The sequence below is a fragment of the Streptococcus sp. Marseille-Q7156 genome (assembly GCF_965119495.1).
Genome location: NZ_CBCPLU010000002.1, coordinates 144756 through 164993 on the forward strand (window position 1 = coordinate 144756; position 20238 = coordinate 164993).

The 20238-nt window shown below is 40.4% G+C and carries 17 protein-coding genes, 9 tRNA genes and 1 rRNA gene; all 27 read right to left on the reverse strand.

The window, feature by feature from the left end; all coding sequences use genetic code 11:
- Positions 1 to 2 precede the first annotated feature (2 nt).
- The gene (locus ACWPV5_RS09645) at positions 3 to 1244 is read right to left on the reverse strand and encodes an aminopeptidase (protein WP_454383664.1); all 1242 of its coding nucleotides are present in this window, start codon (positions 1242 to 1244) and stop codon (positions 3 to 5) included.
- Positions 1245 to 1438: 194 nt separating this feature from the next.
- The gene (locus ACWPV5_RS09650; protein ID WP_454383666.1) at positions 1439 to 1717 is read right to left on the reverse strand and encodes a type II toxin-antitoxin system YafQ family toxin; all 279 of its coding nucleotides are present in this window, start codon (positions 1715 to 1717) and stop codon (positions 1439 to 1441) included.
- Positions 1710 to 1973, reverse strand: coding sequence for a type II toxin-antitoxin system RelB/DinJ family antitoxin (locus tag ACWPV5_RS09655; protein WP_454383668.1), 264 nt, complete (start codon positions 1971 to 1973; stop codon positions 1710 to 1712). Before ACWPV5_RS09655 ends, ACWPV5_RS09650 begins: the two co-directional genes overlap by 8 nt.
- A gap of 89 nt (positions 1974 to 2062) precedes the next feature.
- On the reverse strand, positions 2063 to 3940 hold the full coding sequence (locus tag ACWPV5_RS09660) for a DUF262 domain-containing protein (protein ID WP_454383670.1): 1878 nt from the start codon (positions 3938 to 3940) through the stop codon (positions 2063 to 2065).
- Entirely contained in the window at positions 3934 to 5247 is a 1314-nt protein-coding gene (locus ACWPV5_RS09665) for a DUF262 domain-containing protein (protein ID WP_000155165.1), read from the reverse strand. The genes ACWPV5_RS09660 and ACWPV5_RS09665 overlap by 7 nt, the downstream gene beginning before the upstream one ends.
- 7 nt (positions 5248 to 5254) lie before the next feature.
- Complete coding sequence (locus ACWPV5_RS09670) at positions 5255 to 6205, reverse strand: helix-turn-helix transcriptional regulator (protein WP_454383672.1); 951 nt, start codon at positions 6203 to 6205, stop codon at positions 5255 to 5257.
- Between the two features lie 157 nt (positions 6206 to 6362).
- Complete coding sequence (locus tag ACWPV5_RS09675; protein WP_454383674.1) at positions 6363 to 6836, reverse strand: DnaA ATPase domain-containing protein; 474 nt, start codon at positions 6834 to 6836, stop codon at positions 6363 to 6365.
- 87 nt (positions 6837 to 6923) lie between these two features.
- On the reverse strand, positions 6924 to 11315 hold the full coding sequence (locus tag ACWPV5_RS09680; protein ID WP_454383676.1) for a PolC-type DNA polymerase III: 4392 nt from the start codon (positions 11313 to 11315) through the stop codon (positions 6924 to 6926).
- 103 nt (positions 11316 to 11418) lie between these two features.
- Positions 11419 to 13500 carry an elongation factor G gene (gene fusA / locus ACWPV5_RS09685; RefSeq protein WP_050242575.1) on the reverse strand — a complete coding sequence of 694 codons (2082 nt, stop codon included), beginning with the start codon at positions 13498 to 13500 and terminating at the stop codon, positions 11419 to 11421.
- Between the two features lie 394 nt (positions 13501 to 13894).
- Positions 13895 to 14365 (reverse strand): 30S ribosomal protein S7, encoded by a 471-nt coding sequence (rpsG, locus tag ACWPV5_RS09690; RefSeq protein WP_000087873.1) that lies wholly within the window; start codon positions 14363 to 14365, stop codon positions 13895 to 13897.
- Between the two features lie 19 nt (positions 14366 to 14384).
- Positions 14385 to 14798 (reverse strand): 30S ribosomal protein S12, encoded by a 414-nt coding sequence (gene rpsL, locus ACWPV5_RS09695; RefSeq protein ID WP_001142332.1) that lies wholly within the window; start codon positions 14796 to 14798, stop codon positions 14385 to 14387.
- Positions 14799 to 15112: 314 nt separating this feature from the next.
- Complete coding sequence (locus tag ACWPV5_RS09700) at positions 15113 to 15712, reverse strand: response regulator transcription factor (RefSeq protein ID WP_125415579.1); 600 nt, start codon at positions 15710 to 15712, stop codon at positions 15113 to 15115.
- Positions 15713 to 16810: a sensor histidine kinase gene (locus ACWPV5_RS09705; protein WP_261043531.1), complete on the reverse strand. Its 1098-nt coding sequence runs from the start codon at positions 16808 to 16810 to the stop codon at positions 15713 to 15715.
- The gene (locus tag ACWPV5_RS09710) at positions 16810 to 17547 is read right to left on the reverse strand and encodes an ABC transporter permease (protein ID WP_004236719.1); all 738 of its coding nucleotides are present in this window, start codon (positions 17545 to 17547) and stop codon (positions 16810 to 16812) included. The genes ACWPV5_RS09705 and ACWPV5_RS09710 overlap by 1 nt, the downstream gene beginning before the upstream one ends.
- Position 17548: 1 nt before the next feature.
- On the reverse strand, positions 17549 to 18433 hold the full coding sequence (locus ACWPV5_RS09715) for an ABC transporter ATP-binding protein (protein WP_001055969.1): 885 nt from the start codon (positions 18431 to 18433) through the stop codon (positions 17549 to 17551).
- Entirely contained in the window at positions 18420 to 18614 is a 195-nt protein-coding gene (locus tag ACWPV5_RS09720; RefSeq protein WP_000708869.1) for a hypothetical protein, read from the reverse strand. Before ACWPV5_RS09720 ends, ACWPV5_RS09715 begins: the two co-directional genes overlap by 14 nt.
- Positions 18611 to 18802: a hypothetical protein gene (locus ACWPV5_RS09725; RefSeq protein ID WP_012972435.1), complete on the reverse strand. Its 192-nt coding sequence runs from the start codon at positions 18800 to 18802 to the stop codon at positions 18611 to 18613. Before ACWPV5_RS09725 ends, ACWPV5_RS09720 begins: the two co-directional genes overlap by 4 nt.
- Positions 18803 to 19328: 526 nt before the next feature.
- Positions 19329 to 19402 (reverse strand) — tRNA-Pro (locus ACWPV5_RS09730).
- A gap of 15 nt (positions 19403 to 19417) precedes the next feature.
- Positions 19418 to 19491, reverse strand: a tRNA-Arg gene (locus ACWPV5_RS09735).
- A gap of 9 nt (positions 19492 to 19500) precedes the next feature.
- Positions 19501 to 19586: transfer RNA gene (locus tag ACWPV5_RS09740), tRNA-Leu, on the reverse strand.
- 7 nt (positions 19587 to 19593) lie between these two features.
- Positions 19594 to 19665: transfer RNA gene (locus tag ACWPV5_RS09745), tRNA-Gly, on the reverse strand.
- Between the two features lie 22 nt (positions 19666 to 19687).
- Positions 19688 to 19760: transfer RNA gene (locus tag ACWPV5_RS09750), tRNA-Thr, on the reverse strand.
- An 18-nt stretch (positions 19761 to 19778) separates the two neighbouring features.
- Positions 19779 to 19860 (reverse strand) — tRNA-Leu (locus ACWPV5_RS09755).
- A 5-nt stretch (positions 19861 to 19865) separates the two neighbouring features.
- Positions 19866 to 19938 (reverse strand) — tRNA-Lys (locus tag ACWPV5_RS09760).
- A 24-nt stretch (positions 19939 to 19962) separates the two neighbouring features.
- A tRNA-Asp gene (locus ACWPV5_RS09765) sits at positions 19963 to 20035 on the reverse strand.
- Between the two features lie 2 nt (positions 20036 to 20037).
- A tRNA-Val gene (locus ACWPV5_RS09770) sits at positions 20038 to 20110 on the reverse strand.
- A gap of 4 nt (positions 20111 to 20114) precedes the next feature.
- Positions 20115 to 20230: ribosomal RNA gene (gene rrf, locus ACWPV5_RS09775) — 5S ribosomal RNA — on the reverse strand.
- Between the last annotated feature and the right edge of the window lie 8 nt (positions 20231 to 20238).

A 20238-nucleotide genomic window follows, 5' to 3' on the forward strand; every position in this document is an offset into this window, starting at 1 on the left:
CCTTAATTTGCCCAATCTCCGTTACGGAAGAGAGGTACTCGTGTTCCATCCTCACGGATACCATCGATATCCATCTGATTAGAACCAATCATAAAGTCCACGTGAACATCTGAACGGTTAAGTCCCGCAGCTTCAAGCTCTTCTTCGCTCATCTCTGCTCCACCAACGACGCTAGTCGCATAGGCTGCACCGATAGCCAAGTGGTTTGAAGCATTCTCATCAAAAAGGGTGTTGAAGAAGGTAATGCCTGACTGAGAAATTGGGCTTGGATCTGGTACCAAGGCACACTCACCCAAGGCACGCGCACCCGCATTTTCAAAGACAAGGTCTTTCATGACCTGATCACCCTTCTCAGCAGTGATGTCCACGATTTGTCCATCCTTAAAAGTTACTTTAATGCCTTCGATGATATTTCCATTATAGCTAAGTGGTTTTGTAGAGGTTACATAACCATCTGCGCGACGGAAGTCAGGTGCAGTGAATACTTCCTCTGTCGGCATATTTGGCAAGAATCCTTCTCCCTGCGCATTAATAGCACCGGCTGATTCCCAAACGTGGTTCTTCGGCAAGCCAAGTGTCAAATCAGTTCCTGGTGCTGTGTAATGAAGGGCTGAAAATTGTTCTTTATTAAGCATATCAGCCTTACTCTTGAGGATGGCTGCATGCTCTTCCCAAGCCTTAACAGGATCTGCTTCGTAGACACGACAAGTTTTGAAGATTTGGTCCCAAAGTAGATCGACTGCTTCTTCATCGCTCACAGCATTTGGAAAGACTTTTTTAGCCCACTCAAGTCCAGCAGCGGCTGCTACCGTCCAGCTGACCTTATTGGATTGCGTTGCGATACGCATTGGTTTCATGGCAAGTCCCATAGCTTTAGCAGAAGCTGAAAGTTTGTTAGCGTCCACACCGTTCAAGGCACCTGGGTCAGAAGAACGTACCCCAAGACGGCTAGCCTTGTTCTCCAAGAGATAGTTCATCTCAGCAATCTTGTATTCTGGTACATTGTCCAAACGATCCATCGGTGCGTGGAGGAATTTCTCACGGTTGATGACATCATCTGTCCACTGAACGATGACCTCATGCGCACCCAAAGCATAGGCTTCTTTCACGATCAGATGCGCCAACTCACGTTGCTCCACATCGATAGAGAGAGCCAAAGTGTGACCAGGCTGCACATTAATTCCATTCGCAACCAATAATTTCGCATATTTTTCTAGATTTTCTTTAAAATTTGGTAAAACCATTCTATTTTTCCTTTTCAATTTTTATTTTTCTTTCAAAGCAGAAAATAATCCTGCCAAAGCAATAGCACCTGACAAGAGTGCTGTTGATAGAAGAATTGTCTAATCAGCAAGTTCTAATTGATATTCAAATACCTTCTCAGCTGGCTTATCTTCTGCGAAAATTCTTAGTTTCATGAGAACCCCCTTAAAATTTATTAAAACAAATCACTATGACTGCCTGTCCTCAGCAAATTTAAAATCAATTCTTCCTTGTCTACTTTATAGACCAAAAGCCAATCTGGTTGGATATGGCATTCACGAACCCCTTGAAAATGCTTAGATGCCGTTAATTGATGATCACGATATCTGGCAGGAAGTTCCTTTTTTTGAACCAGAAAATTCAAAACTTCTTCTAATAATTCTGCCTTCAAACCACGCTTCATAGCCAACTTAAAATCTTTTTTAAACTGTTTATGATAACGAATCTTAAGCACGCAAATCCTCCATCAAGTCAGAGACTGATTCAAAGGGTTGGCTCATATTACGATTTTGGTCTAAATCCGTTAATACCTCAAGCAATTTCCGATTCTCGTCTAGTCTGACATCGAAAGGTAAACCCTGATATTGAATGGCCTGACGAAGGAAAATATTGATAGCTGTTGTCATATCCATTCCCAGATTATTAAACACCTGTTGGGCCTGCTCCTTAACCTCGCTATCCAAACGAATGCTCATGCTCGTCTTTGACATACTCTCACCCTCTTTCTATCTATTATTTTAACAAAAAAGAAGGCTAATGTAAATCTATTGGATATACATTAGCCTCTTTGAATAGATGATTATCGTTGTTCTGATGACTTATTTTCTATAAAATCATTTACCCTAGTCAAAATCTCTTTTTCCAGTTCTGTTATTTGTTCCGGACCCCAACCAGAATCTTTTTTAGAAGTTATCTCTGCCATCATCTGTAATTTTAAACTCTGACGACTAAAAATTCCTTCCCACTGTTTATATTTTGCACTCGGAACTAAATTTCCAAACTTCGAATTTTGACTATCAGTAATGATACAAAGATTCCCGAAGGAGTGCAAAAATTTAGCATCCATCTTTTCCACTATTTCATCACTATTTGGATGTTGTGGAAACCAATGCTCTATGGAACGGCGATATGCAAATTTGAAATCTTCAAACTGAACTTCGTATGCTTTATTCAATTCTTCACGATTTTTCCATAAAACATAATCTACAAAGTTAAAAGCATAAACAGGAATTTCCCCATATGTTTTGATACTTTTATCTTCAGTGAACAATCTTTCCTCAGCATATCTCACTGCCATTTTCTCAAGAAAATCCTTAAACTGACTAGCAAATTCTGCTTGATTTAACTCTTCAATATGATTGAAGAGGAATTGCAAGATTTCATATAACCAACGACTATCACGATTAGCAGTAAAAGTCACAGCAAACATGGATTGAAGGAGGATAATGTTTTTGTTTAAATTGTCAAAAGTATTGTTTTGATAATTAATTCGAACATATCTCCATCCTCCATTTTCATTTCGTTGATATGTCTCATACTTACCTCGCTTGATTTGCCATTCGGTTTCATTTTCTAATTGAACATTTTTTACGATTAGCGTATCAAATATATGCTTCATAGTCAGAAGTAGTTGCCCAAATTGTTGGACCCATTTTCTATCTCGACGTTCAATTTGAAATATTGTCAATAATTTTTTATCATCAAATGTAGTTTCGTCATTTCCTTCCATGATAAAAAAAACTTGAAGCAAAAATGTTGGAAAATCAATTACAGTCGTATAATTTGAAATATCTGCTCCATTATTTACTAAGCTACTACTTTCATATTTTGTCTGAGTAATTGCATCTAGTAAACTTCGTTGCTCAATTTTTTTTACTCTTATTTTCTCAAATACACTTTCCAATTTGAAGTTAGTAAATTCTTTACCAAAAATTTTCTCCCCCTCTTCATCAGTATTGTTTGGTCTACTTCGAATTTGAAAAGTTTTTATTACCGGCTTATCAAATTCTGCACAGGCATCCCAAATTCTCGCAAATCTTTGTGCCATTTCTTGATCTTCACCGAACTTAGCCATCATTTGTGCCTTGAGAATCTCATGAGCCTCTAGTTGTTCTCCTCGAGAGTTGAAACGTTCGAAATAAAGATTCAAATCTAAATCTTCAGGAAGTATACTCCGAAAAATGATAACATTCTCAAAAAGATAATCAACGAAAGACTGAGGATCAAGACGGCGCTCCTCTAGCACTTTTTTCAATGCGTCTCTAGCATGTCCGTAACCTCTAGTCAGCTCATTTTCATCGCCCTCTAAAATTTTTTTCTTGGCAAATAGATCTTGAATATTCTTATTTGATTTCTTCCGAGCTGGGAAGGTAAGATTGACAGCCTTCAATCTATCAAAACCAAACTCATGCTTCAAAGCTAAGGCAATCAAATTAAGGGCTGTTGTTCGTTGTTGCCCATCTATGATTTTGAAAATGTCATTCTCTTTATTAACGACTAATGTTCCAATATAATAATTATAATTGTCTCTATTTTCTTGAAAAGCATCTGCTACGTCGTTCAATAACTGCTCAATTTCATCATAAGTCCAAGCAAAATTTCTCTGATAAAGAGGGATAGCATAGGTATCTTCATTTAACAAACGATTAACTGATAAGCTTATATGTGTTTCTACCATTTATTTTTTTCCTCTTCTATAATCTTGTCCACAGTATAATTTTCAAATAATTCTCTATCTATCTTGACCATAAAATCATTCGGAGTGACAGCATGAGATAAAAGTTGAAATAGCTTTTGAACCTCTTTTTGTCTAAAACTTCCACCAGCAGCGTATTTCCCTACCGTTGCATCATATATGGCTTTAGACTTAACCCGAGGGTAATAAGACCAAATAAACAAGGTCTCTACTATCTCCTTTGATAACTCATCTTTTCCAAATCTATCTGCAAAAAGTGAACAAATATTTAAGAATATATTGTGACACTTGAGGTAGCGTCCTTTTGAGCTATTGTAAATGTTCAACATACCTTCTGGGTAAGCTACATTTTTTTCTTCCTCCTCTGACTCATTAGAGACCCCTAACTGTTTATTTAAAAAATTTTTATGAACTCTAATAGTTTCATGAGCAGATTCAATATACTCAAAAAATTTACTTCCATCAATGATTGGCATAGTAATTGACATAGGAAAATTTTCAATATGACGATACAATTCTAGATATGGAAAGTTCTGATTCAAATCAACGCCTTTAAAATCGTCAATAAAATCCTCTGTAAAACGGAGATAAGAGCCATAACGCTTGTTTGTTAATCCTGTCTCTCCTCGCGACCAACGTCTCATACGAAAAAGATGTTTATCAAACAACTCTTTGAGACTTAAATCTTTATCTTCCACAAATTTCTCCCACTTTTCAACAATCTTTTCATCTTCTGAATCTTGCTTGCGAAGATGATAGGCTTTGAGCAAATCATGAGGTTCTAAAGATTTTCCACGATTATTCTGAGAATCAAATAGCTGAAAGGCCTCTGATAATCGTTCCTGTGGCATAGTAATCACGGAGACAGAACAATTTTCCAATAAAAAGTTGCAAATATCTTTTGCCTGATTTTCGCCGACCAATTGAGTCAAATTTTCCCACTCATTATAATTTTCACTCGCATGATAGCAAGATAGCTCTCCAAATACAGCACTACTCAGCAGTTGCTTAGCACCCTTATAATTCTCTAAATCATCTAATAAATGAAGAAACAAGGAAATTGAAATTAGCCGTTGCTGTCCATCGACAATATCTAAGTATTCATCATTTTCATGCAAGATAACGGAACCAATCTGATATTCCTTCTTCCCCATAGCATCTCGTAAATCATAAAAAAGATTACGGATATGTTTTCTGTTCCATTTATATGGTCTTTGATAAGAAGGAATTCGCAAATTCCCTTCTTTCAATAGTTCTCCAACCTTTTTAGAAGTAAATTGAATAGTCATTTTATCCTCATCTATATTTATCTATCATTTCTTGAACTGTTTGCTTCATATCCTCTACTAAAATTCGAGGAGACAAAATAGTGACTGCTTCCCCTTGTCCCAGCAACCAGCGTTTAAGCCCCGGTGTATGCTGACTTTCAAACTGAAAATGAGTCCAGTCGCCATTTTTCCCAACTATTTTTGCATTTGGAAATTGGTCCATCACAATAGTCGGATCATTCAAATACTCGATCTCAATACTGATTTTCTTCCCGATAAAAGCATCTACTCTCTCGTTACGAATGTCGCCATCTCTAAATTTATCTCGATAAGAAATAGAAGGTTTCTCTATACCACTAAGAGACCATGACTGGATACGGTCTACTCTTAAAGTAATATAAGTAGCATGTTTCAACTGGTAAACAACCAGATAGAAATAATGATTATCATAGTAAAGAGAGACTGGCAAAACAGTCTGCCTCTTAGAAGATTCAGAATAAGGTTTTTGATAGATAATATCTAGAACCTGTTCATGCAAAATAGCTTCTGATAAATTCCAAATTTTCTCTATTCTATTTTGTTGATCCGTTAAGGGAGGATAGTTAAGCTTTTCGCTGCCAATGATCTGCTCAATTTCTTTCTGATCAGCACGGGGAACCAAGACCAGTAAATTATTTAGTAAGCTAGCAATTTCTGGTCTGTTCAGTGCTCGATTTTCCAATAAAATCTTTGAAATAACGAGAATATCCTTTTTATTAAAAACTGACTTACTTGATAGGCTATACTTATTTGTTTTACGACTATAAAGCAAGTCTCCACTAAAATCGGGATAACTGGATAAAATATCACGAAGGAGCGAAAAATCTCTCTGTATCGTCTTTTCACTAACCTCAAATTCCTGAGCCAGTTGCTTTTTTCCTAACGGAGTCCCAAACTGTAAACGTAAAAAGATCGTTAGTAATCTCTCTTGATCATTCATTTGCAATTTCCTTCTACATATTATTCAAACAATATTATTTCTAGTACATTATTATCACTTCTATAGTCTAACTAGCACTTTATATTCAAAACGATTAAAGCAAAATAAACTAGCCCTTAGGTGATTTCAACTGTACCAATATGCCAGATTCGAAGAACTAAACTACGGATTCATCCATATTTTTTAAGTCTTCGGGTAAGCAGTCTGAATATACAATGAAGAGTCTGCCTCTTTTCTTATTCTCTTTGAATTGCTGCATCCAGTATTCCTGTACCCTTTGATCAGCCTCTCCCCAAAATTGAACTCCCTCCAGAAAAATCAAGTCATACTCTGTATACTCCATTTGCAGTTTTATCCATTGACTATGTTTAGAAAAAATCAAATTATCTCTCACTCGATAATATCCAAGTGATGCTATTGGAGTAGCAGGTTTTATTTTAGTTAACGTATAAAACAAATGCCATCTGTCAGTCTCTGAAATACCGCAAATGTAAATACATTGAAAATCTTCTTTTAAGTCTATTTGTGGGAACCCAGTCCAATCACTCCCATCATCTTTCAAGCCTTTTTCAAAATTGTAAATTTGCTCTTCAATTGACACATTAGAATTTAAAATTCCTTGATCCACCATATTATACTCTCTTTTCTATTATTTTTAAGAGAATTATAACAAATCAAGTGGACATATTTTGTCCACTTGATCAAAATAAGCAATTTTTTAAAACAACTCATCAAACAAACTGAGCTGGTTATCCTCTGGCATATTGCCAAGAATACCCATTTCATCCATCTTTTCAACCAAGGTTGATGAGAGCCCTCCACGCTTGCGGAGTTCTGTTTTAGAGAGGAATTCTCCCTTTTCACGCGCTCGAACTAACTGCTTAGCAACGTTCTCTCCTAGACCATCCATAGCGACAAATGGTGGAATCAGTGTATCTCCGTCAATGATGAATTCAGTCGCATCACTACGGTAGAGGTCTAACTTCCCAAACTTGAAGCCACGCTCCCACATCTCATTGACAATCTCAAGAGTTGTATAGAGATCGATTTCCACATTAGAGGCCTCATTGTTCTTCCGTTTTTCAGAGATTTCTTCCATTCTGCGCTTGATGGCATCCAAGCCCGCCCCCATAGTCTTGATATCAAAGGCCTTGGCGCGGATAGAGAAGTAAGCACAGTAATAATAAATCGGATGGTGAACCTTGAAGTAGGCTACACGTAAGGCCATCATAACATAGGCTGCCGCATGGGCTTTCGGGAACATGTACTTAATTTTCCCACAGGACTCGATATACCACTCTGGCACCTTATTGGCCTTCATGGCTTCAATATAGCCATTTCGCTCCTCTTCGGAAATCTTTAGCCACAAGCCCTTACGTACTCGTTCCATGATGGTAAAGGCCATCTTAGGTTCGAGACCAGCATGCATGAGGTAAACCATGATGTCGTCCCGACAACCGATAACAGTCGATAGGTCTGCTATTCCTTGCTTAATCAGATCTTGAGCATTACCCAACCAAACATCGGTACCGTGGGATAGACCTGAAAGCTGAAGCAACTCCGCAAAAGTCGTCGGATGGGTTTCATCGACCATTCCACGTACGAAATTTGTTCCAAACTCTGGAATCCCCAGCATGCCCGTAGGCGTTCCGATTTGCTCAGGTGTCACCCCTAACACATCAGTCCCAGAAAAGAGAGCCATCACGCCTTCGTCATCCATAGGAATTTCATTAGGGTCAATACCAGACAAGTCCTGAAGTTTCCGAATCATTGTTGGATCATCGTGTCCCAGTACATCAAGCTTGAGGACATTCTCATCGATATCATGGAAGTTAAAGTGAGTTGTCTGCCATTCAGCCGTCACGTCATCCGCTGGATACTGGACAGGTGTGAAATCATAGACATCCATGTAGTTCGGAATAACAACGATTCCCCCCGGGTGTTGTCCTGTTGTCCGCTTAACACCAGCCGCACCTTGAGCGAGGCGTTCTACCTCTGCATCACGATAAAACTTCCCATAGTCTCGCTCATAGCCCTTGACAAAACCATAAGCGGTCTTGGCAGCCACCGTACCAACCGTTCCTGCACGGAAAGCATATTCCTCACCAAAGATATCACGCACATCCAAATGGGCACTAGGTTGGTCTTCTCCCGAAAAGTTCAAGTCAATATCGGGAACCTTGTCCCCATCAAAACCAAGGAAGGTCTCGAAAGGAATATCTTGCCCATTTTTACTGAGTTTGTGACCACATTTAGGACAGTCCTTATTGGGCATATCAAATCCAGAACCGTAAGAACCATCTGTGATAAACTCACTATACTGACACTGACCACAGACATAGTGAGGAGAGAGAGGATTGACCTCTGTAATCCCAATCATGGTCGCAACGAAACTGGAGCCAACAGACCCACGAGAACCCACCAAGTAACCCCGCTCATTGGAACGTTGCACTAGCATCTGAGAAGCCAGATAAATCACGGCAAATCCATTCCCCAGAATAGACGTTAATTCTTTTTCAATCCGCAAATCAACAATATCTGGTAGCGGATTTCCATAAATTTCAAAAGCTTTCTTATAGGTCAACTCAGCGACCGTTTCTTCAGCCTTGTCAATAAAAGGTGTATAGAGATCACCCTTAACAACCTCAACGGGTTCAAAGATTTCTGCCAAGGCATTGGTGTTTTCAATAACCAATTTACGAGCCAGTTCCTCTCCCAAGAAGGCAAATTCATCCAACATCTCATTAGTCGTTCTAAAATGAGCCTTTGGAAGTGGTGCTGGTTGAGCATGTTCCCCATGACCGATGGTTCGGTTAATTATAGCCCCCTGGCCCAAACTACGGACGATAATTTCACGGTAAATCTCTTCTTCCGGTTCGATATAGTGAACATTGCCGGTAGCCAGAACAGGTTTGCCAAGGCGGTCCCCCACTTCTATCAAACTCTTAATAATAGTCTGGAGTTCCTCCATATCCTTGACTTGCTCCTTGGCAATCAATGGCGCATAAATAGCTGGTGGCATGACCTCGATAAAGTCATAATACTTGGCCACCTCAACCGCCGCATCCACACCTTGGGAAACGACCGCATCAAAAACTTCACCCTCAGAGCAAGCTGATCCTAAAATCAAACCCTCCCGATGGGCATCTAAAACCGTTCTCGGAATCCGTGGCACCCCTTCAAAATACTTGGTATTAGACAAGGAAACCAGTTTAAAGATATTCTTCAGCCCCACTTGATTCTTAACATAAATCGTCGCATGTTTGATCCGAGCTTTTTTATAAGAATCTGGACTAATCAAATCAATGTTAAGTCTAGCTAGATCGGTCACACCATGTTTTTCTGCTACTTCTTTGATAAAAATAAAGAGCAGACGACCAGTAGCTTCCGCATCGTAGTTGGCCATGTGATGATGTTCTAGAGCCACACCAAAACGCTTGGTCAACGGTCCCAAACCATGACGTTTATACTCAGGATAGAGGTTTCTAGCAAACTCCAGCGTATCAATAACTGGCTGACTAATTTTAGGCAGACCGTAACGCTCATAGTTGGCATTCATAAAACCAACGTCAAAGGTCGCATTGTGGGCAACTAAGACTGTATCCTTGCAAAATTCTTGGAATTCCTGTAAAACTTGTTCTAGTGGTTTGGCATTTTTGACATGGTCATCTGTAATTCCAGTCAACTCAGTAGTAAAAGCTGACAAGGGATGCCCAGGGTTAATAAATTCATCGAATTCAGCAATGACATTCCCCTTGTACATCTTAGAAGCCGCAACCTGAATCAAGTCATTATAGATAGCTGAAAGCCCCGTCGTTTCCACGTCAAAGACCACGTAGGTCGCTTCCGACAAGTCCATCTCCACTTCGTTATAGACGATAGGGACACGGTCCTCCACGATATTGGCTTCCATTCCATAGATTAGCTGGATTCCCGCTTTCTTGGCCGCCTTATAGCCGTGTGGGAAGGACTGGACATTCCCATGGTCTGTGATGGCAACCGCCTTGTGTCCCCATTTAGCAGCTGTCGCAACGATTTCTTCAACCTCTGGCAGAGCATCCATGGTCGACATGTTAGTATGAGCGTGAAACTCAACCCGACGCTCACCTTCTGGCATTAAATCCTTCCGCTCATAGTGAACAACTTCCTGCACATCCTGCACGTTCATAGTCAAATCGCGTGTGAAGTTATTCATCTCCACATTCCCACGAACTCGGAGCCAAGAATTCTTCTTGATGAGGTCAAACTTCTGAGCCTCTTCCTCGTTCTTAACCCACTTTTGCATAGAAAAACTTGAAGTGTAGTCCGTCATTTTAAAGTTGATCAAAACACGCCCTGTTCTGGTCACTTTTTGCTCTATATCAAAAACAACCCCTTCAAAGACCAGACGATTTTCCTCAGTCGTCACTTCGATCATAGGAGTAATCTCTGCCTTATCCAGCTTGGGTTTAGCTGCAGCTTTTTTCGTTTGAAAATCAAAGGCTGGTTTCTCTTCCGCTGGAGGAGGTGCCATCTGTTCCAGTTGTTCCATAGCACGGAGCGCTTCCTCATTGGCCGCTTGAACAATCTGCTCATTTTCAGCATGAAAGGCTTCTTCCTGCTCTTGGGTCAGGATATCATTCTTCTCTACTTGACAGTTGAAAGTTGGAAAACCAAACTTTTCAAGTTGTTTGGCTAAATTAGGAAGATGATTCTTTTTAAAATGTTCCTTATCAATCGCCTCAGATCCTTCAATAAATAGCTGATTGCCCTCCGCACGAACTTGCAAATTTTGATAAAGGGACTTAAAACCTTGACTAGCACATGGGCCTTCAGAAAAAGCCTCCCTATAGTAGGCCTGCAAGAGCTGATTTGAAAATTCTTGAGACCGAGCCTTAATTTCGAAAACAGCTTTATTGCCTGTCTTAGAAAATTCTTCGCTCAAACCTTTCTTTAATTCTAAAAAGATTTCAATCGGTAAAATATTAGAAAATACGAAATGAAACTCCCATACCTTACTAATTTTATGAACCACAACTCGCTCAATATCAGCCTGTGCTAAAGCAGGAGCCTGTCTCATTTCAGAAGGCATCCCCAGTTGATTCATCAAAATTTCAAAACTATTTGACATTCATTTTCCTCACATTATTCTCCTACTATTTTACCATACTTAGAGGTGTTTTCTAAAGACAAAAGGAAGCCACTAAGTGACTTCCTTCTAGAGTGAGGACTGATTAGTCTTCACCTTTGTTTTTCTTAATGATTTCTTCTTGTACTGACTTAGGTACATCTTCGTAGTGGTCAAATACCATCATAAATGTACCACGTCCTTGAGATGCAGAACGAAGAACTGTTGCGTAACCGAACATTTCAGCAAGTGGAACGTAAGCACGAACGATTTGGCTGTTACCATGTGCTTCCATACCATCTACACGTCCACGACGAGCAGTTACGTGCCCCATAACATCACCAAGGTTTTCTTCTGGAACAGTGATTGTTACAAGCATCATTGGCTCAAGGATAGCTGGTTGTGCTGATTTAGCAGCTTCTTTAAGGGCAAGTGAAGCCGCGATCTTGAAGGCAGTTTCAGATGAGTCGACATCGTGGTATGAACCATCGTAAAGCTTAGCTTTAACGTCAACCATTGGGTAACCTGCAAGAACACCGTTAGCCATAGATTCTACCAAACCTTTTTCAACCGCTGGGATAAATTCACGAGGAACCACACCACCGACGATTGCGTTTTCGAATTCGAATCCTTTACCTTCTTCGTTTGGAGTAAATTCAATCCATACATCACCGAATTGACCTTTACCACCAGACTGACGTTTGAAGAATCCACGTGCTTGAGTAGAAGCGCGGAATGTTTCACGGTAAGATACTTGAGGAGCACCTACGTTTGCTTCAACTTTGAACTCACGACGCATACGGTCAACAAGGACGTCAAGGTGAAGCTCACCCATACCTGAGATAACTGTTTCTCCAGTTTCAACGTTTGTTTCAACGCGGAATGTTGGATCTTCTTCAGCCAATTTTTGAAGGGCGATACCCATCTTATCTTGGTCAGCTTTAGATTTTGGCTCAACCATCAATTGGATAACTGGTTCTGGAACGTTGATTGACTCAAGGATGATTTTAGCTTTTTCATCTGTCAATGAGTCACCAGTTGTAGTATCTTTCAAACCAACGGCAGCAGCGATATCACCTGAGTAAACAGTGTCGATTTCTTGACGGCTGTTAGCGTGCATTTGAAGGATACGTCCGATACGTTCACGTTTACCTTTAGAAGTGTTTAATACGTAAGAACCTGATTGAAGCACACCTGAGTAAACACGGAAGAATGTCAAACGACCTACGAATGGGTCAGTCATGATCTTGAAAGCAAGAGCTGCAAATGGCTCATCATCAGATGCTGGACGAGTTTCTTCAGCGTCTGTATCTGGGTTAACACCTTTTATTGCTGGGATGTCAAGTGGGCTTGGAAGGTAGTCGATAACCGCATCAAGCATCAATTGAACACCTTTGTTCTTGAAGGCAGAACCACACAATACTGGGAAGAATTCAACGTTGATAGTCGCTTTACGGATACCAGCTTTCAATTCTTCGTTAGTGATTTCTTCACCTTCGAGGTATTTCATCATCAATTCTTCGTCAGTTTCAGCAACTGCTTCGATCAATTTTTCACGGTATTCTTGAGCTTGGTCAAGGTATTCAGCTGGGATGTCTTCTTCAAGGATATCTGTACCAAGGTCGTTAGTATAGATTTCAGCTTTCATCTTGATCAAGTCGATGATTCCACGGAAATCATCTTCAGAACCGATTGGCAATTGAATTGGGTGTGCGTTTGCTTGAAGACGATCGTGAAGTGTGCTTACAGAGTATAGGAAGTCAGCACCGATTTTGTCCATTTTGTTGGCAAATACGATACGTGGAACTCCATACTCAGTTGCTTGACGCCAAACTGTTTCAGTTTGAGGCTCAACACCTGATTGTGAGTCAAGAACGGTAACCGCACCATCCAATACACGAAGAGAACGTTGTACTTCGATTGTGAAGTCCACGTGTCCTGGTGTGTCGATGATGTTTACGCGGTGGTTGTTCCATTGAGCTGTTGTCGCAGCAGATGTGATAGTGATACCACGCTCTTGCTCTTGCTCCATCCAGTCCATTTGTGACGCACCTTCGTGAGTTTCACCGATTTTGTGGATTTTACCAGTGTAGTAAAGAATACGCTCAGTAGTTGTTGTTTTACCAGCATCGACGTGAGCCATGATACCGATATTACGAGTTTTTTCAAGTGAAAATTCGCGTGCCATGAGGTTTGTTTCTCCTATTTATTTTTGATTTCTATTCTATTATAACACGATTTTAATAAAAACGGATAGGCAGGACCTACCCGTTCTAAATGTTTTCATGCTATTGTTGGTTTCAACTTGTAGATTTACAAATTGAATCGAACTCGGGCTAAAGTTAATTAGCCGATTTGAGCCGGAACGGGATGCTGTGTGAAAAAGATAAACTTCCTTGTATTCGTCGAATACTGCGTCAGTTTCCTATTTTCATCTTGCATCCTTACCGTTCCTAGCATCATGATATAGTTGAGCTCAAGCTAAAAGTCTGGAGAAAAAGATGAATCTCATTGGTTGCAATCGCAACCTGCTTTGATTCCCTATTTTCTCTGGGACTTTCTTAACGCTTTCGCATCCTATCTTACCAACGGAAGTGTGCGAATGCACGGTTAGCTTCAGCCATACGGTGAGTGTCTTCACGTTTCTTAACTGCTGCACCAGTGTTGTTAGCAGCATCCAAGATTTCTTTTGCAAGACGGTCTTGCATTGTGTGTTCACCACGAAGACGAGCGATTGTTACCAACCAACGAAGTCCAAGTGTTGTACGACGTTCTGGACGAACTTCAACTGGGACTTGGTAGTTAGAACCACCAACACGGCGTGCACGTACTTCAAGTACAGGCATGATGTTTTCCATAGCTGTTTCAAATACTTCAAGTGCATCGTTGCCAGTAGCTTCTTTGATTTGCTCAAAAGCACCATAAACGATTGAAGCAGCAGTACCACGTTTACCGTCAAGCATAACGCGGTTGATAAGACGAGTAACTAGTTGTGAATTGTAAAGCGGATCTGGCAATACGTCACGTTTTGGAGCTCTATTTTTACGACTCATTTCTCTTTATCCCCTTTCCTTATGCTTTTGGACGTTTAGTACCGTATTTAGAACGGCCTTGTTTACGATCGTTAACACCTGCAGTATCAAGTGCACCACGGACGATATGGTAACGTACCCCTGGAAGGTCTTTTACACGTCCACCACGAAGAAGCACCACGCTGTGCTCTTGCAAGTTGTGTCCGATACCTGGGATGTAGGCAGTAACTTCGATAAGGTTGCTCAAACGTACACGAGCAAATTTACGAAGGGCTGAGTTAGGTTTTTTAGGTGTCATTGTTCCAACACGAGTTGCAACACCACGTTTTTGTGGTGAAGAAACGTTTGTTTGAACTTTTTTATGACTGTTGTAACCAACGTTCAAAGCTGGTGATTTAGATTTTTCTACTTTTGATTTACGCGGTTTGCGAACCAATTGGTTAATTGTAGGCATCTACATTCTCCTGTGTTTTTTTATTTTTGGTGATGATACACTTGGTGACAGCTATCATCTGTGTGTACTTTTGCAACATTTGTCAGCACGTCCCTGTACACTCTTGAGAGACCAAAAGTAAAAAGTACCGTCTATTATTGTAACAAAATTTTCCCTTGGTTGTCAAGATATTTTTCTTTTTTTATTCTTAATTTTAGCTCTTTTGTAGTGCTCCCCCAAAAAAGAAAAAGGAGGAATCCCACCCTCCTAAAGTTAGTATTGTTCCATTCAATCCCATCAATTTTAACACATAATGTTCAAAAAATATTATATCATCACAACCAACCAGATTCTTTCGCGATATTAGCTGCCTCTGTTCGATTACCTGCATCTAGTTTCGAAAGAATATTGGTGACATAGTTTCGGACGGTTCCGTTTGATAAATAAAGTTGATCTGCAATTTCTTGATTGGATAAACCCTTAGCAATTCCCTCTAAAACAGCAATCTCTTGTTCTGTCAACGGATTGGGATGGGTCATCATGACTTCCATCAACTCTGGAGAATATTCCTTGCGTCCCTCTAACACCGTATGCAAGGTTTGCATGAGGTCTGCAATGTTTCTTTCTTTTAATACATAAGCATCTACTCCAGCCTTGACCGCACGTTCAAAATACCCAGGACGCTTGAAGGTCGTCACCACAACCACCTTTGTTTCTAGATTTTCTGCTCGTATCCACTCCAAGACTTCAAGACCTGTCTTAACAGGCATTTCTACGTCAAGGATGGCGATATCTACAGACTCCTTTTCTAATAGTTGAATTGCTTCTTGCCCATTTTTGGCTTGAAGGACAGACTCCACATCCGATTGAAGCGTGAGCAACTGGCACATAGCATCTCGCAACATACTTTGATCTTCTGCGACTAATACTTTCATCTAGTTTCTCTCCTTATAAGCTAGTCGAACCTGAACTTCTGTCGGTTGTTTTTGACTAATCACCTTTACCTCTCCCGAAAATGGAAGGACACGATCTCGAACTGTATGGAGGTCATCCCCCTTTATAGAAGTAAAGCCACAGCCATCATCTCTCACTGTTAGAATGAGTTCTTTCTCTGTCCGTTCTAATCTTAAGTAAGCTTTAGACGCTTTAGCATGTTTGATGATGTTGGTCACTAATTCAAGCAAAATCATGGAAGCCGTTGACTCCAATTCCTGAGTTAAGCTAGCTGTATCTAGTTGATTAGCTATTTCCACCTCAATCCCAGCAATTTCCAGCATCTTTTTGACAGTTTCAAGTTCTAATGTTAAAGTCCGTGATTTCAGATTTTCCACAATGGTTCTCACTTCATTCATGGAATCCTTGCTGAGCTGGTGAATTTCTTTTAATTCCTTTTCCACCTGTGGATAAGCCTGTATTTGAAATAACTGCAAGGCTAGATCAGTTTTAACACTCAGCATAGCAAAGGTATGTCCCAAACTATCATGCAAATCTTGACCGATACGATTGCGCTCATTTTCAGCAAGCAATAGATTTATCTGGGCATTTTGCTTAGCCTGTGCTTCTTTCAAATCCTCCACAATCCGAATCCGAATCAAACCAAAAGTCATTAAATCGATAAAAGTGATAATTCCAAGCAGATAGACTAGAAACTCAACTTCAACTTCCTGAAAAATCAAAAGTTGCCCCACAACAAGGAATTGAGCAAGGAGAAAAGTCCGGACATGTAAAGAATTAAAACTACGTACGCCGAAATGATAAATTAAGAGATTGGCAAGGAAAAAGAAGAACCAGATATAATTTACACCAACAAAGGCAGTATTCCCAGCTACATAGGCTAGCATAATCACCCAACAGAGCCAGGATAAACGCTGACTCTTGGTGGTTAAAACACCTAAGTAAGCCAAGACAAACAGAATGTCAATCAACAAATGCCAGCTAGGAAGCTCCCCAGTCACTACAGGCAGGATGGGGAAAATCATAAAAATTAAACTGGCCCAAAACATATAATGTATGCTTTTCAGTCTTTCAAGCATTAAGCATTCTCCTTATGACCTTGAAGGTAAATGGTCAAACCAAACAAAACTGCTGAAAAAACAAGTAGATAAACTGTGGCTGATAGATTGATGCTACCCTCGTTTAAGAAGGTCTTGAGCAACTCCATCAACTGATAAGTTGGTAGACACTTCCCGATTGCTTGCATCCAGTCTGGAAATAAAGAGATGGGCATCCAGAGTCCGCCTAAAACAGCCAAGCCTAGATAGAGAAGATTGCCCACGACAGACATCAGCTGACTAGAAGGCAAGAGTGTCAAGGTCAAGCCAAGCGCTACAAAAGCTACACTTCCTACTATCAGCAAGAGCGCAGCCCCAATCCAGCTTCCTAAAGGCATATCCACATCTCTGACCAAGTGCCCAACTGAGAAAACAACCAGGATTGAGACCAGATAATCAACCATCATACTTGTTATCTTTGATAGATAATATTCTACCATATTTACCGGAGTATGGCGCAATGTTTTCTGCCAGTTGTTGATTTTATCTGTATGTAAAACAGCTGGGAATGAAAACATAGCTGTCGACATCATGGAAAAGGCTGTCATGGAGATGAGGTAATCACGCATAAAATTAGCTGGTCCACCAGGTGTGTCCTGGTACATGCCTGAAAAGAATAAATAGAAGGCTGTCGGCATCCCTACGGATAATAGATAATAGACTAATTGTCGTTTGGTCAATAGAAATTCTATCTTGTTTAGTGCGATCCATTGTTTCATCTTAGTCATCTCCCTTCTGAGTTTCTTCAAAGATTGTATCCAACAAACTACGATTATTAACTTCAATTTCTTGAATCCTACATCCTGCTTGCACTAACAGTTGCCAAAAAGCATCCGCTTCACGTGTAACTACTTGCAAAGCATCTTGTTTTTGTGACCAGTTTTCAACCAAGTTAGACTGCTCAATGACTTCCTTGTATGCTAGAGGAAGGATAAAGTGCTTTTCAATCTCCTCACTGCGCATGGCTAGAGGTGTTGTATCGCGAATCAACTCTCCCTTATTCAAGACCAAGATTCGGTCCGCTGTATGCTCTACCTCTTCGATATAATGGGAGGAATAGAGAATGGTAACTCCCTTAGCTTTTAGTTCCTGAACAATTTCCCAAAAGCGTTGACGAGTTGAAGTATCCATGGCAGCAGTTGGTTCATCTAAAAAGACAAGCTTTGGTCGCCCAATCAAGGTCAAGACAAAAGAGAATAGACGCTTTTGTCCACCTGACAATTTTTCTGCGAATTGCTCTTTTTGTTGCTGGTCAAACTGCAATAGTTGATTGATTTCCTGGTTGCTCAAGGGATTTGGGTAAATGCTTTGAAAGAAAGCAATCAACTCTTTGACCTTTAATTTCTGAACGATGACATTTTCTTGAGGGAGGTAGGATCTTGTGTAGTCTAACTTAGAGCTCGTCACTGGCAAGCCTTGGATGGATACTTGACCGCTTGTGACCAGTTTATCTCCAAGCAAACAGTCCAAGAGTGTGGTCTTCCCAGCACCATTGGGACCAATCAAGGCGACGCATTCACCTTCAGCTATCTCAAAGGAAATATCCTTCAAAATAGCCTTGCCCTTGATGATTTTATTTAAGCTTTCTACCTTAATCATGTTCATGATATTCTCCTTTCAGCCACTCCTTTCCCATAGGAAAGGCGATAAAAATCATAAATCCTAGTCCCCAGGCACCACGGATGAATTGGTGAAGGAAGGCTTGATCGAACCAACCTGTAAACATTTCTACCAACCATACCACTAGTGATAGTCCAATAAAAAGATAGAGAAATGCTTTTTTCATTTTTCAAACTCCTTTTTCACATCTGATACTAATTTCAAACCTTCTCGGATAAGCCAGGACATCATTCCAAATCCTGCAAATAGCTCCCAAGGAAAATGATAGAAATCTTCATCCAATCCTGAGAACATGAGATAAGTCATGACTCCTGCTGCTACTAAACTCATTGCGACAATTACTTTATGTTTCATTTTTTCTTCCTCCACTTGATACATCTATTATAATTCTTTGAATCTACTGCCACTAGAAGCTTCTGTCATGAGGAAATATGACAAATGTCATAAAAGATTCTGTTCAAAACAAGCAAGATACACTATACAATAAAACACAAATAGAAAAATCTAAGGCAGCTTCCTCAAAAGAAATATCAAACCCCATTCACACTATAATGAAAACTAATACTTACCTAAACTCGTAATAGAAGCAATTTTTATAACATTGAAACATATATTATAGGTTCAACAAAAACTCTTCTATTGCTTTATTAAGAATTAATAAGAGTTATAAAATCTATAAAATTTCAATGTGTATAATTAACCACCGTATTATTAAACAGAGTAGGAAACAAAAAAGTATACTCTGATTTTCAATGAAGATCAGAGTATAAAATGAATTACTGAAATTCAAAAAAGAGAGAACCAAACTGATTCTCTCTTAATGTATATAATATCTAGTTTAAAAAAGAAAAAAGATACACTCACGTACCTCTGAAACGAATCGGGAAGACAGGATTCGAACCTGCGACACCTTGGTCCCAAACCAAGTACTCTACCAAGCTGAGCTACTTCCCGAGTTAAATAGAAAAATGCACCCTAGAGGAGTCGAACCTCTAACCGCCTGATTCGTAGTCAGGTACTCTATCCAGTTGAGCTAAGGGTGCTCTATATTATGCCGAGGACCGGAATCGAACCGGTACGATCGTTACCAATCGCAGGATTTTAAGTCCTGTGCGTCTGCCAGTTCCGCCACCCCGGCCTCTCTAAGCGAACGACGGGATTCGAACCCGCGACCCCCACCTTGGCAAGGTGGTGTTCTACCACTGAACTACGTTCGCACTGTTTTCTTCTATCTAAAAATGCCGGCTACATGACTTGAACACGCGACCCTCTGATTACAAATCAGATGCTCTACCAACTGAGCTAAGCCGGCTCATTTATTATATCTTAATGCGGGTTAAGGGACTTGAACCCCCACGCCGTTAAGCGCCAGATCCTAAATCTGGTGCGTCTGCCAATTCCGCCAAACCCGCAGATATGACCCGTACTGGGCTCGAACCAGTGACCCATTGATTAAAAGTCAATTGCTCTACCAACTGAGCTAACGAGTCTAAAATAACTTACGTTATTTCAAACGGTCCCGACGGGAATCGAACCCGCGATCTTCGCCGTGACAGGGCGACGTGATAACCGCTACACTACGGGACCTTTGGGAGTTAACGGGATCGAACCGCTGACCCTCTGCTTGTAAGGCAGATGCTCTCCCAGCTGAGCTAAACTCCCTAGAGCTAAGCGACTTCCATATCTCACAGGGGGCAACCCCCAACTACTTCCGGCGTTCTAGGGCTTAACTTCTGTGTTCGGCATGGGTACAGGTGTATCTCCTAGGCTATCGTCACTTAACTCTGAGT